Genomic DNA, 16,425 nt, shown 5'->3' with positions numbered 1-16,425 from the left:
TCAATCCCTCCTCAAAGTTCATTTACCTTCCGCGCAAATATCATGAAAGCCGTATGAGCTACCATCCTGTCAAATGGTCTGAGTCTTTCATGAACGGGTTTGTACTGTCTAAAAAGGCTTTCCCATACCTCTACATCGACAAAGCCGTTTTTTTGTAATTCTTCAAGAACCATCTGTACCTGATTGGTTGTTGGACAAACAACTGCCAGATTTCCCGATCCAACCAGTGCATTGTAACAATTATTAATATAGTTCCATGGATCAGGTACATCAAGAAAAATGGCATCGACCACTTCATCAAAACCTTCCTTTATGTCTTTCAATTTGATAACCACTCTGTCTATCAAACCCCATTTTGATAAATTAGACTGTGCAAGGTTTTTAAAATCCTCTCTTTTCTCGTAAGCAAAAACTTTTCCAGAAGGTCCGACGCATCTTGCAAGTGCTGCGCACATGGCACCGCTACCAACCCCGGCGTCTATTACCAGATCTCCTTCTTTGACATCCAGCATCAACAGTATATAACCAATGTCCTTTGGATAAACGATCTGTGTTCGTCTGTTCATTTTATAAACTTCATCGACGAATCTGGGTTTCATTATTCTAAAACGGTTGCCATTTTTCAACTCACACATACCACCGTACGGTTTTCCAGCAAGACTGCCCAGATCGACAACTCCCTTGTGGGTGGAAAGAGTTGTTTGTTGAACCTGTACGATGAAATTCGAACCGTCTTCAAACTCAAGCATTACCCTGTCATTGAGTCTCACAAGGTTTTCCTTCATAATCCTCCCTCAATTGGCCAGCTGGACCATATCTGCCTTGGAAAGCCATATCGTATATCCACGTAGCCGACCAGCTTATCTGTCCTTTTACCGTCAACTGTGAAGTAAACAGAATCCACTGCCTTGAAATTCTCAAAAATAGTCCTCAAAAGCTGATGAACCAGATATCGTTCCTGCTGAAAATCAATACCCAGCAAGACCGTGGATCTAAGGTCAATGATCAGAGATTTTTCAACGAAAAAATACGCTCTCAGAAGATTTTTTGGAACAAAGCTCATCGTACCCGATACAGGTTCTGAGAGTTTATCAAAAAGAAAGTTCAGCACATCATCTTTATCATAGCTCATATTCACACTCACAGGCAGTAAATTTTCGTTTAGATAAAACAGTGTATAACTTTTGCAAAATACAATAGTAGATACCAAAATGAGCAGGATTGACAAATACTTTTTCATTCAAAAAAGCAACTCCCTTAGATAATCTTCGATTTCTGATACTCTGGCTTCATCTGACAACAAAACAACCATGGCTATTCTTGTGACAGGTAAATTGTACAAAGGACATATCTCAAGTTTCAGATTGAAACGCGCTGCTATTTGCTGGGCTATTTTTTTGTTTTGTGCATAAACTGGCCAGTCAGAACCTTCAAAGTCTGGTGAGTAGGGTCTGATGATGATTCTATCATCTCCCTTTGCATAAAAAAGAAGAACACCACTGTCGGGAATCTGCAAGGTTTGCTCAAATTTCAGCGTAACGACTCCGTCAGCGACAAAGTTTTCCTGTGCAAGAATGAGGCGAATTAACCCTGGCATTGAAACCTTTTGATCGATCTTTTTATCTGTTGAAATGGTCCATAGCAGCTCGCCTGGTTTATAAATCTGGTTATTCATGGCGACAAATCCGTTACTGATAACCTCTATTCGATCCTGCTTTCTGGCAAATTCAAGTTCATCTGAACCGCTGTATGTTATTTCGATTATATCACCTGTTTGAGTTATCTTGCTTATTATCATATCAGCCAGAACGATTTTCGATTCCTGTTGAATAAATGGCAGTTGAAAGGCAGAAAAAATGTTGACTAACGGAACTGTTCTGCTTTTGACTGTGATCCCGTCTATTACAAACACATCAGAGCCTTTGGCAAAACCTATCGTGTGACCGTTCCAAACAAGGTACTGAAAATCGCCGATTTCTCCACTTGAAAGATTATCAATTCCCATCATTCTTGCATAGTTTTCCATGAAAGAAACAAAAGAGGACCAGCTCATGGTGTTCTCAAGGTCTGCCGATGAATACATGAGCTTGCTACCGATGTAAAGATCAAATGAAAAACCGCTCAGGACAATACAGATCACAAGAAGAAATACTGTTTTTTTCAATATTTGAAAACACTCCTTCCAACAAACTCCCTGAGGATAGAACTCCTGGGGATGTCTTCGACATTCGTGATTGGTAGGAAATAATCCAAAAGTTTTGTCAACCTCAGTGCTTCTGTGTATTCCGGCTCATCTGGAGAGATCTGAACCAGAAGCTGCTCAGCAAAGATCTTCAGTACAGCAAGTTCATACACAATTGCCGAGTTGAACATAACATCTGCTTCTTCCTGAAATGGGAAGATATTCCTCTCTTCTCCTCTTCTAACACTTGGCCACATTCTGAGCGTGTCGAGTGCAGAATGACCTCTGAATTTGTAATCACGCACTATTCTTCTGAGTAACCTGGTGTCTGTTGTCGTTATCCTGTTGTGTGCATCGAGGTTGAGCTGGGTTAAGGCACTCACATAGATCTTGAATTTGTAGGATCTATCAATTGAAGAAGTCAACCTTTCATTTAAGCCGTGAATACCTTCAACGACAATCGGCTGGTTCTTACCAAGCTGGATTGGTTTATCCAGCCAGGTTCTCTTACCCGCTTTGAAGTCAAACTTGGGCAGTTGCACCTGTCTGCCTTCGAGCAATTCAGTCAAATGCCTGTTGAAAAGCTCTAAATCTATAGCCTCGATTGATTCAAAATCATAATTGCCAGACTCATCCTTTGGTGTTCTCTCTCTGTCCACGAAGTAATCATCAAGAGAGATGGTCAGCGGTTTAAAACCAAATACCTTCAACTGGATCAGTAAGCGCTTTGCAAAAGTGGTCTTACCAGAAGAAGATGGTCCGGCTATGAGGATCACACGAGCGCCACTATTGGCAAACTGCTCGGCGATCTGAGCGATTTTCTTTTCATGCAACGCTTCACTGAGCAACATCAGATCAATTACCGCGCGTTCTCCACTCGCTATGATTTCGTTCAAATCAGCCACGGTATTTATACCTATCACATCGAGCCATCGCGCATACTCGAGAAAGACCGAAGACAGTTTTGGTAATGGATTTGGTTTTCTGATATTTCTTGGATCAGATTGATCTGGCAAAACCAACAGAAAGCCGTCGTTCTGTTTTTCAAGGTCAAAATACTTCAGATAACCGGTGCTTGGCGGCATGTAACCATAGTAGTAATCGTAATATCCAAGGCATTTGTAGAGCTTTATCGTCTTTTTCTTTCTGAATTTAAATAGTCTTATTCTATCTGCATCACCCTGATTTGAAAAAATCTCAAAAGCCTCGTTTTTGTAAAATTCGTGTTTTTCAAACTGTATATCCTGCTCAACCAGTTGATACATTCTCTGCTTGATTTTCATTATATCTTCGTCTGTGATGTTCTTTCTCTCGCCATCTTTTCTCAGTTCACAATAAAGCGCATTGCCAATGGAGTGCAGTACCCACAGTTGATAATCCTTGTACAATTCCTTTAAGACCATGTGCAGCAAAAACAACACGCCTCTTTGGTAAATTCTCAAGCCATCAAGTGTGGAAAGATCTATGAAATCAACAACTCCACCTCTGTCAAGCGGCTTGTTAAGTTCCACTATTGTATTATCGATTCTCGCCGCGACAATCGGTGTAGTGTGGTATTTACTGTAATTTGAAACGTAACTGATCAATTTTTCACCCCGGTTAATGGTTAGTTCTTCATTAGTCTCGCTGATTTTGAGTTTCAACTTTTCCAAGAACATCACTCCTTTCAAACCATTGACGTTGTTCTCTGACAATGGTAAAATTATACCACGGTGGGGCGTCGCCAAGCTGGTAAGGCATCGGACTTTGGATCCGACATTCGGAGGTTCGAATCCTCCCGCCCCAGCCAAATAAAAGCGGGCTTGCGCCCGCCTTTGTTTTTTTACAGAATTTCACTTTAATTCATTCAATGCCGCTTCAAAATCAATGTAATTTGGATCTATCTTTTTCAGTTCCTGTAAATAGAATCTTGCGCTGGTTGCGTCTTCCAGGGCTTTACTCAGATCGTACAGATTGTAGTACGCACTGGCACGCATCTCTGTCGATGCCTTTGTGTCAAGTGCTATAGCTGAAAATCCCGATTCAACTTCTATAATGCTCTGAAGCAGATACTGAAGATACTCAGGATACAGATAAGGTTTTATCTCTGAGTAAAGTAAAGAGAAATAATTGTACTTCACATCAAGATTTTGTCGATCTATATCGTACATCCTTCTGACAACCTCTAATGAACTTGGATACTGTTCATAAAGGTTTTTCACGAGCAATATCTTTTCATTTTGAAGCTGCTGCCATTTCTGCTTGGTTTCAGTGGCATCTGAATCCAGAGCATCCTGGATTTTTTCAATCAAAACTACGTATGCACTCTTGAGTGTATCCGGTGCATCTGGTAAGATCGTGCCATCCTGAGAAAAAACCTTTCCTTTCAAATCATCGTGTAGTTTCTCAAGGTCAGTAGATGTTGAAGTCTGACTGATCTTTCTCCAGATATCATAAATCTCATTTGCAAAAACCAGTTCTATGTTGTTGTTTTTCACATAGTCGTTGTACCACTCTTGCATTTTCTGTGATTGCAATGCGCTTTTTTCCGTCTCGTATGCATTTGAAAGTGTGAAAGAATTGAAGTCTTTGATCACCGTGGCATCCTTGACCTCCAAGACATACCAAGAACTACCCAGGGGAATGGGTCCGACAACCGTTCCTGTTGCACCTGAGAATATGTCATTTTCGTACTTTTCGTCGAAGATACCCCTGCTCAGACCAGGATAATCCATTACACTCAGGTTCATTTTACTTGCAGCAGAATCAAAATCCAGCTCTAACAATTTTCCCATGAAGGCTTTAGCCTGATTTTCATCGGAAAAAGAAAGCATTTTCACATCTGCCTGATCGTACTTTTTCTTTATCTGGTCGAGATTTTCCTCAAAGTACTTTTTCATCTCATCCATACTCACTGCCGCTACTTTGTCTGTTACCTTCTGCTGAGTCAAAGATTTCTCAATCGATGGTTTTAAAACTTTACTCAGGTAGAGATCTACACTCCCATACTGCTGCTTGAAATATTGCGATAAAGATTGATCTTTTTCTATTTGCTTTCTGTACTCATCCAGTTTTGCCTCTATTTCTTTCTTACTTGCAATGAGTTTATTCTGTTTAGCATAGTGAATTATCACCTTTTCTCTGAGTAACTGCTCAATTAAACTGGCTTTTTGCTGTGGTTCGTAGAACAGCGGATCAAGGGTGTTAATACCGTATCTGTTGAGCAAGTTACTGTACTCGGTATCGAGTTCTGCCGGCAAAACCCATGTTGCTGAATCTGAAACCGCCGAACCATTGATCTTGATATAACCAACAGCCTGGTCAATTGACGAACCGCCGCTTGATGTTCTTGCAGAAACATAACTGGCAACTGACCACCAGGCAATTCCTGCAATAAAAGAAGCCGCTATGATCCAGACTATGACCTTTTGCCATTTCTTGAACCATTCTCTCATTGTGCTGCACTCCCTTCAAATTCATCGTCATCGCTCTGAGTGACAAGCGGGAAGGCTATGACATCCCTGATCGACCCAGAATCTGTTAAAAGCATGATCAACCTGTCTATACCAATGCCCAGACCACCTGTGGGTGGAAGCCCATACTCTAAAGCCCTTATGAAATCCAGATCCATTCTGTGTGCTTCTTCATCTCCTGCTTCTCTGAGCTTTAGTTGAGATTTGAATCTCTCAAATTGATCATCCGGATCGTTCAATTCACTGAAAGCATTCCCGAGCTCCATCCCAAAGATGATAGGTTCAAACCTCTCGGTCAGTCTGGGGTCTTCCCTATGTCTTTTCGCCAATGGAGAGATTTCAACTGGATGGTCCATCAAAAAGGTTGGCTGAATAACCTGATCTTCAAGCAGATCCCAGAGTTTTTCAATCATTCTGGCTCTGGTATTTGTGTCCAGTTCAACACCGTGGCTTTTGAGAACCTTTTCGAGTGTTTCTTCACTGTCTTCGAGTATATCGACACCGAGTTTTTCTTTTATGAATTCTCTCATTCTAAGCCTTTTCCATGGAGGAGTAAAATCGAGTTCCGTACCCTGGTAATTCAACTTGTAAGAACCATACAGATGAAATACAAGTTCAGAGATCAGGGTTTCAGTCAGCTCCATCATATCGTGGTAATCTGCATAAGCCTGATACACCTCTATGGATGTGAATTCGGGACTGTGCTTGTACGAAATACCTTCATTTCTGAAATTCTTGCCGAGCTCAAATACTTTTTCAAACCCTCCAACTATGTATCTTTTAAGATGAAGTTCAGGCGCTATCCTCAAATACATTTCACAGTCTAATGCCTCGAGCCTGGTGACAAATGGTTTTGCCGCACCACCACCGGGTATGAAATTGAGTATAGGAGTTTCGACTTCAACAAAACCTCTTTTTGTCAGGAATTCTCTTATAAAAGAAATGGCTTTATAGCGAATCTTGAACCTCTCCAGGGTCGAATCGTTGGCTATCATGTCGACGTACCGCTGTCGGTATGCCACTTCTTTGTCTTTAAGACCATGCCACTTTTCCGGTAGGGGTCTTCTTGCTTTGCTCAAAAGTTGGTATTCCTTGACGTATATGGTCAACTCTCCCGTTTTGCTTTTGAATGGAAAACCAACTATTCCGACAAAATCGCCTGGTGCGATGTATTTTTTGAACAATTCATAACTGCGTTCTGAGACTTCCTCTTGTCTGATGTAAGCCTGAATCCTTCCGTCAAAATCACGTAATGTGAAAAAGCACGATTTACCGTGCAGCCTTATTGTCATGATGCGACCAGCAGTTTGAATTCTTTCATTTTCCAATACCTGTCCGGGCTGGAGAAAATCGTAGGCTTGATGAATCATCTTCGTACTGTGTTTCTTTTCAAATCTATACGGGTATGGATTTATGCCGAGTGCCCTGAGTTCCTCTACTTCTTTCGCACGCTGTTTTTTGATTTCCTCTATCACACGATCACCTCATTCTTGTTCAATAGATCTTGTGCTTATACCAACGATCTCATATCTCACAGAACCAGAAGGAGCTTTCAATTTGACAACTTCACCGACTCTTCTTCCCAGAAGTGCTCTTCCCACAGGTGAATCAACACTTATTTTGTTTGAAAAAACATCTGCTTCCTGTGGATTCACAAGTCTCACCGAACGTTCCTCACCGGTGTTCAGATTCTTTATCAGTACCCACGAACCCACAGAGATCTGACTTGAATCTGTATTTTCAATGATCTCGGAGTTGTTCAGGATCTGTTCCAGTTCAGCTATCCTGCTTCCTATTCTTCCCTGTTCATTCTTGGCTTCATCGTATTCTGTGTTCTCAGCAAGATCTCCCAGCTCACGTGCTTCCTTTATCCTCTGTGAAATCTCATACATGAGTTTTTGCTTGAGCGAATCGAGCTCCTGCCTGAGCTCCTCATACCCTTCCTTTGTCAGTTGAATTACGTTCTTTTTGTTCATCTTTCCACCTCCTGATCTTTTTTCAATTCTTTTACGATCTCAAGAAATTGGTCTATTTCACGAAAATCTTTGTAGACAGATGCAAATCTAACATAGGCAACCTGATCTATCTGCCTGAGCTTTGACATAACCAGTTCACCTATAAACTTTGAAGGTATCTCAGTAGTTCCCTGCCTCTGTAAGGTCAGCTCAACCTCCTCAACCAGTTTCTCAAGGGTATCGTAGGAAATCGGTCTTTTCTCGCACGCTTTTAAGACACCATTTAGAAGTTTTGAACGATCAAAAGTTTCCCTGCGCCCATCTTTTTTCACTACTATCAAAGGTAGCAATTCGTACCTTTCATATGTCGTGAACCTTGCACCGCACTCGGGGCACTCTCTACGTCTTCTTATAGCTGTCCCGTCGAGCGTGGGTCTTGAATCCAGAACCCTGCTGTCTGGAAAACCACAAAAAGGGCACTTCATTTAACCTGCCCTCTTTCAATTTTATGCGCAAGTTGTATGATTTTTTTCATCCTTGAATAAACCATTGACTTGCTCATCTTTGGTTCCATCATCTCACCCAGTTCTCTCAGACTCAGATCTTCGTTTTCTATTCTCAACCTTGCCAGTTTTTTCAGATCATCTTCCAGTGAATCTATTCCGATGCTTTTGTCAATTATCTCGATAGCCCTCATCTGTCTTGCCGTACTAATTCCTATTCTATCAGCATTTGCAGACAGAAAGTTCATACTTCTGTTAACATCAGATGCAACAGAGCGTTTTTGTACTATCTGTTCAACTGCTGTGGCAGACTCAACTGCTCCAATCAGGTTCAGAGTTTCAATCAGATCATTCGCTCTTCTGATAGAAAGTTTGTAATTCTGACGTGATTGCCAGACTTTTGATTCTATACCAAATCTGTTTTTGAGAAAAGCACGAATCTGCTCCAAAAATTCTCTCGAACCACCGGTAATTTCCAGATGGTATGAAATAGCTGGATCGACCACTGAGCCCGATGCCAAGTAAAGACCCCTAAGGAAAATTCCAAAAAGAGCAGGATCGTCTGATATTTTTGCGGGAATGTGTTCATCGAAAAATTCCTGGAAGTTTTTCAAAAATGTGGTAGGTAGATCAAATTGTACTCCCTTTTGTTTCCACAATCGCTGAGTCTGCACAACTACCGTTCTGTGTTCACGGATTGGAAAAAGATCTACGAGTTTTAAAAATCTCCTTGCAATCTGTATATTTGGCAGAGTTATCGAGACAGCCGTACCTTCATTCGATAATCTCAAAACTCCTTTTGCTTTTACAAAACCCATTATTTCAGCTTCAGCTTCAATGGCATCAGAAATCTTCAAAGAGCACAGTTCGTATCTCACTTTCTCAGAAAAACTCATCTTTCTCATGCGAATTTTCTCCCACAAACCTCAAAAACGGCTTTGGCAAGTAACTCCGAATCGTGTCTTGCCTTGGGTCGAAGATCACCTGGCTCATAAACTGTCTTGAGCAAAGGTCTTAAAATGTATCTTTTATCAATCGCACCTTTTGGAATTACCGGCTCGGCACCTTCAAGCGAATAAGAATCGATCAAATGCTCTGGAAAATCCGAGTTGTTTGCAATGACAAAGTCCACTGAGCCATTCAGGTACCTTTCCAGTTCACGAACATGGTCCTGTAAACTCATATCGAGTGTTTCGCCCGGTTGAGTCATTATATTTGCAATGTAAATTTTGATCGCATTTTTGTTGTGATTTATAGCCTGTGGGACACCCTCAACAAGAAGGTTTGTTATCAAGCTCGTATAAAGACTGCCAGGACCGAAAATAATCAGGTCAGATGTTTCTAAAACTTCGACGACTTCATCGAGAGCCTTTGCCGGTCTGTCGAGTTTTACAGAGATTATCCTTGCACGCTTTTGAATGATCTGAGTCTCTCCGACTATCGTCGTACCATCATCATAAGTAGCAACAAGCCTGATCAATTGCTCACATACAGGCAGTACTTTACCTTTAATGGCAAGGATTTTAGAAGCCAATTTGACAGCCATGTTGAAACTGCCAGTCATTCTCGTCAGCGCCGCTAAAATGATATTCCCAACACTGTGATTTGAGAGAGTACCGTTGCTCTGAAATCTATAAGAAAAAATACGACTCATCAAACTCTCGTCCTGTGCAAGTGCTATGATGTTGTTTCGAACATCACCGGGAGGAGGAACCTCCAGTTCCTGCCTGATCTTGCCCGAACTTCCCCCTTCATCTGTCACCGCGACAACCGCAGTGAGATCTATATCGTAATTCTTCAAGCCTCTCAAGAGAACGGAAAGACCTGTCCCTCCACCAATGGCAACAACCTTCATTTGTTCACATCCCTGTGCTCCACATAAACTGTGAAATTTTCCTGAAGTAACTCAAAAAGTCTTTCCACTATGTAAACCGATCTATGTCTTCCGCCGGTACAACCCACAGAGACTGTCATCGTTGCCCTTCCTTCTTTCATGTACCCATGGGCAGCCAAGGTTACCATCTTTGCAGCGCACTCTATGAACTGCTGAACGATGTCGTATCTACTGAAAAACTCCTTTACCTTATCATGTCTACCATCAAGCGGTGCCAGCTCTTTTTCATAAAAAGGATTTGGTAAAAAGCGCGTGTCTATCACAAAATCTGTGTCGAGCGGTATTCCATACTTGAATCCAAAGCTCCTTATCCTGATAATGAATTGTTCTTCTTCTCTCAACAAAGAACCTATTTTCTCGCGCAATGAATGTATGTCCAAGTCTGTGGTATCTATGACGATGGAAATTTCCCTTATTTCTCTGAGCATCTCTTTTTCTTTCATGATCGCCTGTTCAAGGTTCAAAGCCCCTTCAAGAGGATGCCGTCTACGTGTTGCGGCAAATCTTCTGAGCAATTCTTCAACGGAAGCCTCAAGAAATATCACAGTGACAAGACCGTCATAGTTTTCAATCAACCTGTTAACCGCCTGGACGGTATCGCCGAGCTGAACGCTCCTTACATCTATAACCAGTGCGACCTTTTCAACAGAAGAACTGGATAAAAGAGCCATGAAGTCGTTGAGAAGAGCAGGAGGCAAATTGTCTATGCAAAAAAATCCCATGTCTTCCAGGACTTTTATGGCTGTGCTTTTACCTGCACCCGACAGTCCGGAAACAACCAGAACTCTCTTCATCTTTTCAAGTCCCCCAGATCGATCTGTTGAATCGTGAAAGGTAAACCAAAAAAATGCTGTTTTTTCTGTATTTTAATGGAAAAATTCACAGGATCACCTGTGACAAAAAAACTCACCTTCCCTTGATCGGTCCGTTTTACAAACTTTTGTGAAATTTTTTCAGCAACGGTTTGTGCCGGATCAAATAAAATCAGCTTCGGGAAGTGAATTTTTATTCTATCTGCCAAAAAAGGGAAATGAGTGCAACCAAATATCAAAGTGGAAATATCACTGTTTCTGAGTATACCCATGCATTTTTCAATCTCCTGATCCGCTAACGGTGAATCTATCAGATCTTCTTCAACTATTTTAACAAGACCTTGACATGGTATCTCAAGCACCTCTTTCACACCTTTGCTTTTTAAAATCTTTGAATAGATTCCACTCTCGGCTGTGAATTTTGTGGCAATCACGGCTACTTTTTGGAGTTTTTCAGGGATCTCAAAATCGAGTATACCGAAATACGGTATTTTCAAATCCGCCTCTGCAGATCTGATCGATGCATCAGCCGTATTGCACGCAGTTACTATGCATTCAACACCAGATTTTTGTAAAAAGTCCATGATTCTGAGAGATATTTTTAAAATCTGCTCCTGCGTCTTAGTTCCAAATGGGGCATTAAAAGTATCGGCAACATAAAAATATTCACCACCAGGCATGTATTTTGCAAGCTGAGCTAAAACGGTCAAGCCACCTATGCCCGAGTCAAAAAGCCCTATTTTCAATTTGTTTTTCCCTCTTTTCTCGGTGCAAATTGATTGAGTTTTGCTATCAGTTGCGAGATGGTTTTTTCACATCTCACCTGATCTAACACGGCATTTGCGAGCATAACAATGAGAATTTCATCTATTTCGGCATCCTGTGCACTGTTTTTAATCTGGGAGTACTGGGTCTGAATGCGGTTCAGGACGTTTATGAGTTCTTCCTCATTCGCATCAGTTGTCAGATCATACGTTTTTTCACCGAGTCTAATTGTGATACTTTTCCTCATATACATTCTCCGTAGCTCCTATTATTTTTTGAAGCCTTTCAACCAGCGAACTCAAAGAATTGCGGTAGCTCTCCACAAGCGTTTCGAGTTCTCTTTTTTCTTTGTCAAGTCTTTCAATCTTGCTCAAGGCTTCGTTCATCTGGCTCCAGAGCTGTTCGTTTTCCTCTTTCAATCTTTTATAATCCTGCAAAACCTTATCCACCAGAACCTCAAGTTCATTGAGTTTATCCAACGTTTTCACCCCTTGGAAATAAAGTATATCACAGTTGAACAGGTTTTTTTCGATATACTATAAGTGGTAAAGGAGTGATTGAATGAAAAACATCGGAGAATTTTTAACTATACAGGATGTCATCAAAGTTGCCAGATACTTCGAACAGGTTTCTCTTTCACCAGCGGCAGTCGAAAAGATGCAAAAAAGCAGACAGACTGTTGAACAGATTCTTGAAAACGGGAAGACCGTTTATGGTGTAAACACCGGATTTGGTGCCCTTGCAACAACGAGAATTTCAAAAGAAGATCTGATGAAACTCCAGCGAAATATTCTATTGTCTCATGCCTGCGGTGTTGGCGAACCACTCAGTGAAGAGATAGTCCGAGCGATGATGCTGATAAGAGCAAATTCCTTGGCTCTTGGCTTTTCAGGGGTTAGACCGGTTGTGGTCGAAAAAATCTGCGAACTTCTCAACAAAAGAATTACTCCTTTTGTTCCATCAAAGGGATCTGTTGGTGCCAGCGGCGATCTTGCCCCGCTTGCTCACATGGCTTTGGTGATCATCGGTGAAGGTTACGTACTGGAAGATGGTATGAAGATTCCATCAAGCCGGGTTTTAGAAGAAAAACACGTACAACCGTTGTTTTTGACGGAAAAAGAGGGTCTGAGCCTTGTGAATGGCACGCAGGCAATGGCTGCGAATCTGTGCGTGGCACTTAACGATTCTTTGAATCTGATCTATCTTGCAACTCAGGTTGCTTCTCTATCGGCAGATGTGCTTTTTTCCTCGTCTGATGCATACGAAGATATAGTATGGCTTGCAAGACCACATGAAGGGCAAAAGATAATTGCGAAATTGATGAAAAACTTTCTCGAGGGCAGCCAGATAAGAGAATCCCATAGAAATTGTTCTCGCGTGCAGGATGCTTATTCAATCAGGTGTATACCACAGGTTTATGGCGCTGTCTTAGATACGATAAATTACGTCAAGAGTGTTACGCAAACAGAAATCAATTCTGCAACAGACAACCCATTAGTCTTCAACGGACAGATCATATCCCAGGGTAATTTTCACGGAGAGCCTTTAGCACTCGCAGCGGATTTTCTTTCAATAGCACTGACCGACCTTGGAAATATCATTGAAAGGAGAATCGACAGACTTTTAAACCCAAAGGTGAACGAAGGTTTACCACCTTTTCTGGCACAGAAGAGCGGCATCAACTCTGGCTACATGATCTGGCAGTACACAGCAGCTGCTCTGTGCAACGAGAATAAAATCCTGGCACACCCTGCATCGGTTGATTCCATCCCAACGAGTGCTTATCAGGAAGATCATGTGAGTATGGGAATGAATGCCTGCCTGAAGGTTTTAAAAATACTGGAGAATATCATCTCACTTGTTTCCATTGAGTTGATGTGTGCTGTAAAGGCTCTTGAGTTCCGCAGACCAATGAAATGTTCCGTGCAAAATGAAGCACTCGCCGATCAGGTTAGACCACTTTTAGAAGACGCACCTGACGATACCTTTTTCAACGATCAATTTTTGAGAATCCGCTCGTTTGTTGAAAGCAAAATCAAATCGGTAGCACAAGAATGGTGGAATGATTGTGAATAGAGAGATCTGGTTTGACGACATAGAACAGTTCCTGATTTGTCCAAGAAGATACTGCCTTGAAAGAGAGGAAAACAAAAACAGGCAGAGTACTTTTTCAGAACAGGAAACAAGAGATATGATGAAACTGGGGTTTTCAGTTGAAAAACCTGTTTTGAGTACAGAGCTGTTCGGGTTGAACCTTGTTTCTGATCCATACGCAGTTGTTCCGGATGGTGATAAATGGAAAATAATACTCAAAAAAAGCGCCAAAACTTTCAAAAACAAATATCTCATAGAAGCCGCTTTTCATGGTTATGTCTTTTCAAGTGCAGGATATATCATTTCCCAGTTGATCATAGATTCGCCATATTTCACAAAACAGATCGACTGGAGAGATGGCTTGACACGCCTGTTCGCACTGATTGAAAACCTTGCAGAATTGAAAACACAGGACCTGCCGGACCCTAAACCCGTTTCACAGTGTAAAACCTGTCCGCACGTTCTAAATTGTACAGATGTTCTGGTGCAAAAACAGGATCTATCGGCAATCCATGGGTTGAGTGAAAAAACCAGAATAAAGTTGATCGAAAATGGTATAGATAATCTATCAGCCATCGTTCAAAATCAAAGACCAAAGGACATACCTGAGGAAAGTTTTGAAAAATTGAAAAAGAAAGCGACTGCGCTCATCGAAAAAAGAGAAATAATTCTGTGCGAGTATCAGGAACTCGCAAGCGGTGTTTTTCTTGATATTGAATCACACACCAGCAGAGATTTTGACTATCTGTTTGGTGTGCTCGTGGATGATAAGTACATACCATTTTTGTGTGAAAACGAAGAGCAGGAGTACAGGATCTTTGCAGATGTCCTTGACTTTCTTGAACAAACCGATGGACCAATTTATCATTACTGCGCCTATGAACCTTCAAGGTTTTCCAGTCTTTCAGAGAAGTGGCACGGGTTAAAATCTTCATTTTTAAAGATCAAAAACAGATTCACAGATATCTACCAGATTTTATCCAAACATGTCGCGCTTCCGCTTTTTAGCTACTCTCTTAAGAGCGTGGCACGTCTGTATGATTTTCACTGGAGAACAAACCTCGATGGCATGAGAGCAAGCAGATACTTTCAGTTATGGCTGAATACACACGACGAATCTTATCTGAAACTGGTTTTGGACTACAACGAAGACGACACACGTGCCACGAAGATCATCTGGAAGAGATTGAACTCACTGCGAAATAATTAAGTTACCTAATCTTAATTTTAAAGTCATCTATATCCTCCATAATTTGACCGACCAGTCAGTAAAGGAGGTATGATTATGCCTGTAGTGGGAGGAATCAAAGGTGTTATTTATAGGCAGACGGGAAAGCTCGTCTCGACAGTTCTCCATCACACCGATGAAGAAGGATTGTACAGACTTTTTTCTACCCTGAGTGCATTCACAAAAGAACCCTCAAAAAGCGCTTTGAAAAAGCTGGCTATCATGGCAAAAGAAAAACACCCGATGATAACAAGCTGGGTCAATGTGTTTAGAAGATCAAGTCCAAAATGCGTGGAGAAGATTGTAAACAACCTCATAATCAATGAATTTGCAATTGGTGAACCATTGAGACAGCAGAAGATGCATGAACACAAAGTCGTCCTGCCAAAGCTCGGTGTGATAAGTCCAACCTATGCCTGCAATCTAAACTGCGTTGGTTGTTATGCCGGCATGTATGGAAGAAAATACGAACTCACAAAAGAAGAGGTTGAGAAAGTAATAAGAGAAGCCAATGAACTGGGAATCTATTTCTGGGTTATCACCGGAGGAGAACCATTCTACTGGCCACATTTAATGGATATTCTCGAAGAATTCGATGATAATTACTTCTTGATCTACACAAACGGAACACTCATTACCGATGAAGTTGCACAGAAACTTTCAAAACTTGGAAATGCAACGCCTGCAATTTCTGTAGAAGGCTTTGAACTTGACACAGACTGGAGGCGCGGTAGGGGCGTCTTTAAGAGCATCATGGAAACCTGGGAAAGGCTCAGAAAATACGGTGTGCCTTTCGGTGCTTCGATCACCGCAACCAGAATGAACCACGACACACTGATGAAAGATGAATTCTGGAAATTCCTCGAGGAACAACAGGTTGTTTACGCATGGGTCTTTCAATACATGCCTGTGGGAATCAACGCATCGATGGATCTTGTTCCAACAGCCCAGCAGAGATACGAAAGATTCTTCAAGACAGATGAAGTAAGACTTGGTGGAAAATTCGCATTTGTGGCAGATTTCTGGAACCACGGCTTTTTAACCCATGGCTGTCTTGCCGCCGGTGCGAAATACTTCCACGTCAATGCCAAAGGCTATGTTGAACCATGTGTTTTCCAGCAATTTGCAGTTGACAGCATCAGAGAAAAATCCCTTCTGGAGATACTCAAATCACCATTCTTCGAATCTTACAAAAGAATGGTACCGTATTCAAACAACCTATTCAGACCATGCCCGATCATCGACAATCCAAAGGTTTACAGGGCGATGGTCAAGCACTTCAACGCAATACCACAGCATGAAGGTTCAGAAAGAGTCGTGGAAGATCTGGCTCAGGAACTCGACAAACTGGCTGAAGAATGGAAAACCTATGCCGATAAACTCTGGTACGAACATGGGTATGTCGACAGATATCCCGTAAACAGGGGTATATACAACTACGAGGTGCGCATGAAACGTTATGCAAATAAAGAAGAAGCTCTTGCCGTTGATAAGAAATTGAAGTGAGGAGGCTCTCCTCACTTCCTTGCATTGGCAAGGA

At 41.6% G+C, this 16,425-nt stretch carries 17 protein-coding genes and 1 tRNA gene; 4 read left to right on the top strand and 14 right to left on the bottom strand.

Translation table 11 applies throughout. The features are described 5' to 3' along the window. Positions 1 to 11: 11 nt before the first annotated feature. Genes AC4E92_RS03745 through AC4E92_RS03730 form a run of 4 tightly spaced genes read right to left on the bottom strand, consistent with a single transcriptional unit; the run spans position 12 to position 3,834 of the window. Complete coding sequence (locus tag AC4E92_RS03745; RefSeq protein WP_490239255.1) at positions 12 to 785, bottom strand: tRNA (adenine-N1)-methyltransferase; 774 nt, start codon at positions 783 to 785, stop codon at positions 12 to 14. Beyond that, positions 782 to 1,240 carry a GerMN domain-containing protein gene (locus AC4E92_RS03740; RefSeq protein WP_490239254.1) on the bottom strand — a complete coding sequence of 153 codons (459 nt, stop codon included), beginning with the start codon at positions 1,238 to 1,240 and terminating at the stop codon, positions 782 to 784. Before AC4E92_RS03740 ends, AC4E92_RS03745 begins: the two co-directional genes overlap by 4 nt. Next, the gene (locus AC4E92_RS03735; RefSeq protein WP_490239253.1) at positions 1,241 to 2,164 is read right to left on the bottom strand and encodes a DUF4941 domain-containing protein; all 924 of its coding nucleotides are present in this window, start codon (positions 2,162 to 2,164) and stop codon (positions 1,241 to 1,243) included. Beyond that, entirely contained in the window at positions 2,161 to 3,834 is a 1,674-nt protein-coding gene (locus tag AC4E92_RS03730; protein ID WP_490239252.1) for a nucleoside kinase, read from the bottom strand. Before AC4E92_RS03730 ends, AC4E92_RS03735 begins: the two co-directional genes overlap by 4 nt. Positions 3,835 to 3,895: 61 nt before the next feature. On the opposite strand from AC4E92_RS03730, the gene AC4E92_RS03725 reads away from it, so the two are divergent. After that, positions 3,896 to 3,971 (top strand) — tRNA-Gln (locus AC4E92_RS03725). 43 nt (positions 3,972 to 4,014) lie between these two features. On the opposite strand, the gene AC4E92_RS03720 is transcribed toward AC4E92_RS03725, so the two are convergent. The 10 genes from AC4E92_RS03720 to AC4E92_RS03675 are packed head-to-tail and all read right to left on the bottom strand — an operon-like array spanning position 4,015 to position 12,042. Beyond that, the gene (locus tag AC4E92_RS03720) at positions 4,015 to 5,616 is read right to left on the bottom strand and encodes a peptidyl-prolyl cis-trans isomerase (RefSeq protein WP_490239251.1); all 1,602 of its coding nucleotides are present in this window, start codon (positions 5,614 to 5,616) and stop codon (positions 4,015 to 4,017) included. Next, positions 5,613 to 7,109: a lysine--tRNA ligase gene (gene lysS, locus AC4E92_RS03715; RefSeq protein WP_490239250.1), complete on the bottom strand. Its 1,497-nt coding sequence runs from the start codon at positions 7,107 to 7,109 to the stop codon at positions 5,613 to 5,615. Before lysS ends, AC4E92_RS03720 begins: the two co-directional genes overlap by 4 nt. 9 nt (positions 7,110 to 7,118) lie before the next feature. Then, positions 7,119 to 7,610 carry a transcription elongation factor GreA gene (gene greA / locus AC4E92_RS03710; RefSeq protein WP_490239249.1) on the bottom strand — a complete coding sequence of 164 codons (492 nt, stop codon included), beginning with the start codon at positions 7,608 to 7,610 and terminating at the stop codon, positions 7,119 to 7,121. Further along, positions 7,607 to 8,074, bottom strand: a complete 468-nt coding sequence (gene nrdR, locus AC4E92_RS03705) for a transcriptional regulator NrdR (RefSeq protein ID WP_490239248.1) — start codon at positions 8,072 to 8,074, stop codon at positions 7,607 to 7,609. The genes greA and nrdR overlap by 4 nt, the downstream gene beginning before the upstream one ends. Further along, a complete protein-coding gene (gene whiA, locus AC4E92_RS03700) occupies positions 8,071 to 8,997 on the bottom strand; it encodes a DNA-binding protein WhiA (RefSeq protein WP_490239247.1) in 927 nt (308 codons plus the stop codon). Before whiA ends, nrdR begins: the two co-directional genes overlap by 4 nt. After that, the gene (locus AC4E92_RS03695) at positions 8,994 to 9,947 is read right to left on the bottom strand and encodes a gluconeogenesis factor YvcK family protein (protein WP_490239246.1); all 954 of its coding nucleotides are present in this window, start codon (positions 9,945 to 9,947) and stop codon (positions 8,994 to 8,996) included. The genes whiA and AC4E92_RS03695 overlap by 4 nt, the downstream gene beginning before the upstream one ends. Next, complete coding sequence (gene rapZ / locus AC4E92_RS03690) at positions 9,944 to 10,780, bottom strand: RNase adapter RapZ (RefSeq protein WP_490239245.1); 837 nt, start codon at positions 10,778 to 10,780, stop codon at positions 9,944 to 9,946. Before rapZ ends, AC4E92_RS03695 begins: the two co-directional genes overlap by 4 nt. Further along, positions 10,777 to 11,544 (bottom strand): glutamate racemase, encoded by a 768-nt coding sequence (locus AC4E92_RS03685; RefSeq protein WP_490239244.1) that lies wholly within the window; start codon positions 11,542 to 11,544, stop codon positions 10,777 to 10,779. The genes rapZ and AC4E92_RS03685 overlap by 4 nt, the downstream gene beginning before the upstream one ends. Next, positions 11,541 to 11,810 carry a hypothetical protein gene (locus AC4E92_RS03680; RefSeq protein WP_490239243.1) on the bottom strand — a complete coding sequence of 90 codons (270 nt, stop codon included), beginning with the start codon at positions 11,808 to 11,810 and terminating at the stop codon, positions 11,541 to 11,543. The genes AC4E92_RS03685 and AC4E92_RS03680 overlap by 4 nt, the downstream gene beginning before the upstream one ends. Further along, complete coding sequence (locus AC4E92_RS03675; RefSeq protein WP_490239242.1) at positions 11,788 to 12,042, bottom strand: hypothetical protein; 255 nt, start codon at positions 12,040 to 12,042, stop codon at positions 11,788 to 11,790. Before AC4E92_RS03675 ends, AC4E92_RS03680 begins: the two co-directional genes overlap by 23 nt. An 82-nt stretch (positions 12,043 to 12,124) precedes the next feature. On the opposite strand from AC4E92_RS03675, the gene hutH reads away from it, so the two are divergent. The 3 genes from hutH to AC4E92_RS03660 all read left to right on the top strand — a co-directional run bounded on the left by hutH (position 12,125) and on the right by AC4E92_RS03660 (position 16,391). Then, positions 12,125 to 13,639: a histidine ammonia-lyase gene (gene hutH / locus AC4E92_RS03670; protein ID WP_490239241.1), complete on the top strand. Its 1,515-nt coding sequence runs from the start codon at positions 12,125 to 12,127 to the stop codon at positions 13,637 to 13,639. Then, positions 13,632 to 14,867 (top strand): TM0106 family RecB-like putative nuclease, encoded by a 1,236-nt coding sequence (locus tag AC4E92_RS03665; protein ID WP_490239240.1) that lies wholly within the window; start codon positions 13,632 to 13,634, stop codon positions 14,865 to 14,867. The genes hutH and AC4E92_RS03665 overlap by 8 nt, the downstream gene beginning before the upstream one ends. 75 nt (positions 14,868 to 14,942) lie before the next feature. Then, positions 14,943 to 16,391 (top strand): radical SAM protein, encoded by a 1,449-nt coding sequence (locus tag AC4E92_RS03660; protein WP_490239239.1) that lies wholly within the window; start codon positions 14,943 to 14,945, stop codon positions 16,389 to 16,391. Positions 16,392 to 16,425: the final 34 nt, after the last annotated feature.

Source organism: Pseudothermotoga sp., assembly GCF_031962025.1.
GTDB lineage: Bacteria > Thermotogota > Thermotogae > Thermotogales > DSM-5069 > Pseudothermotoga_B.
This window is presented reverse-complemented; position numbering and strand designations above follow the sequence as displayed.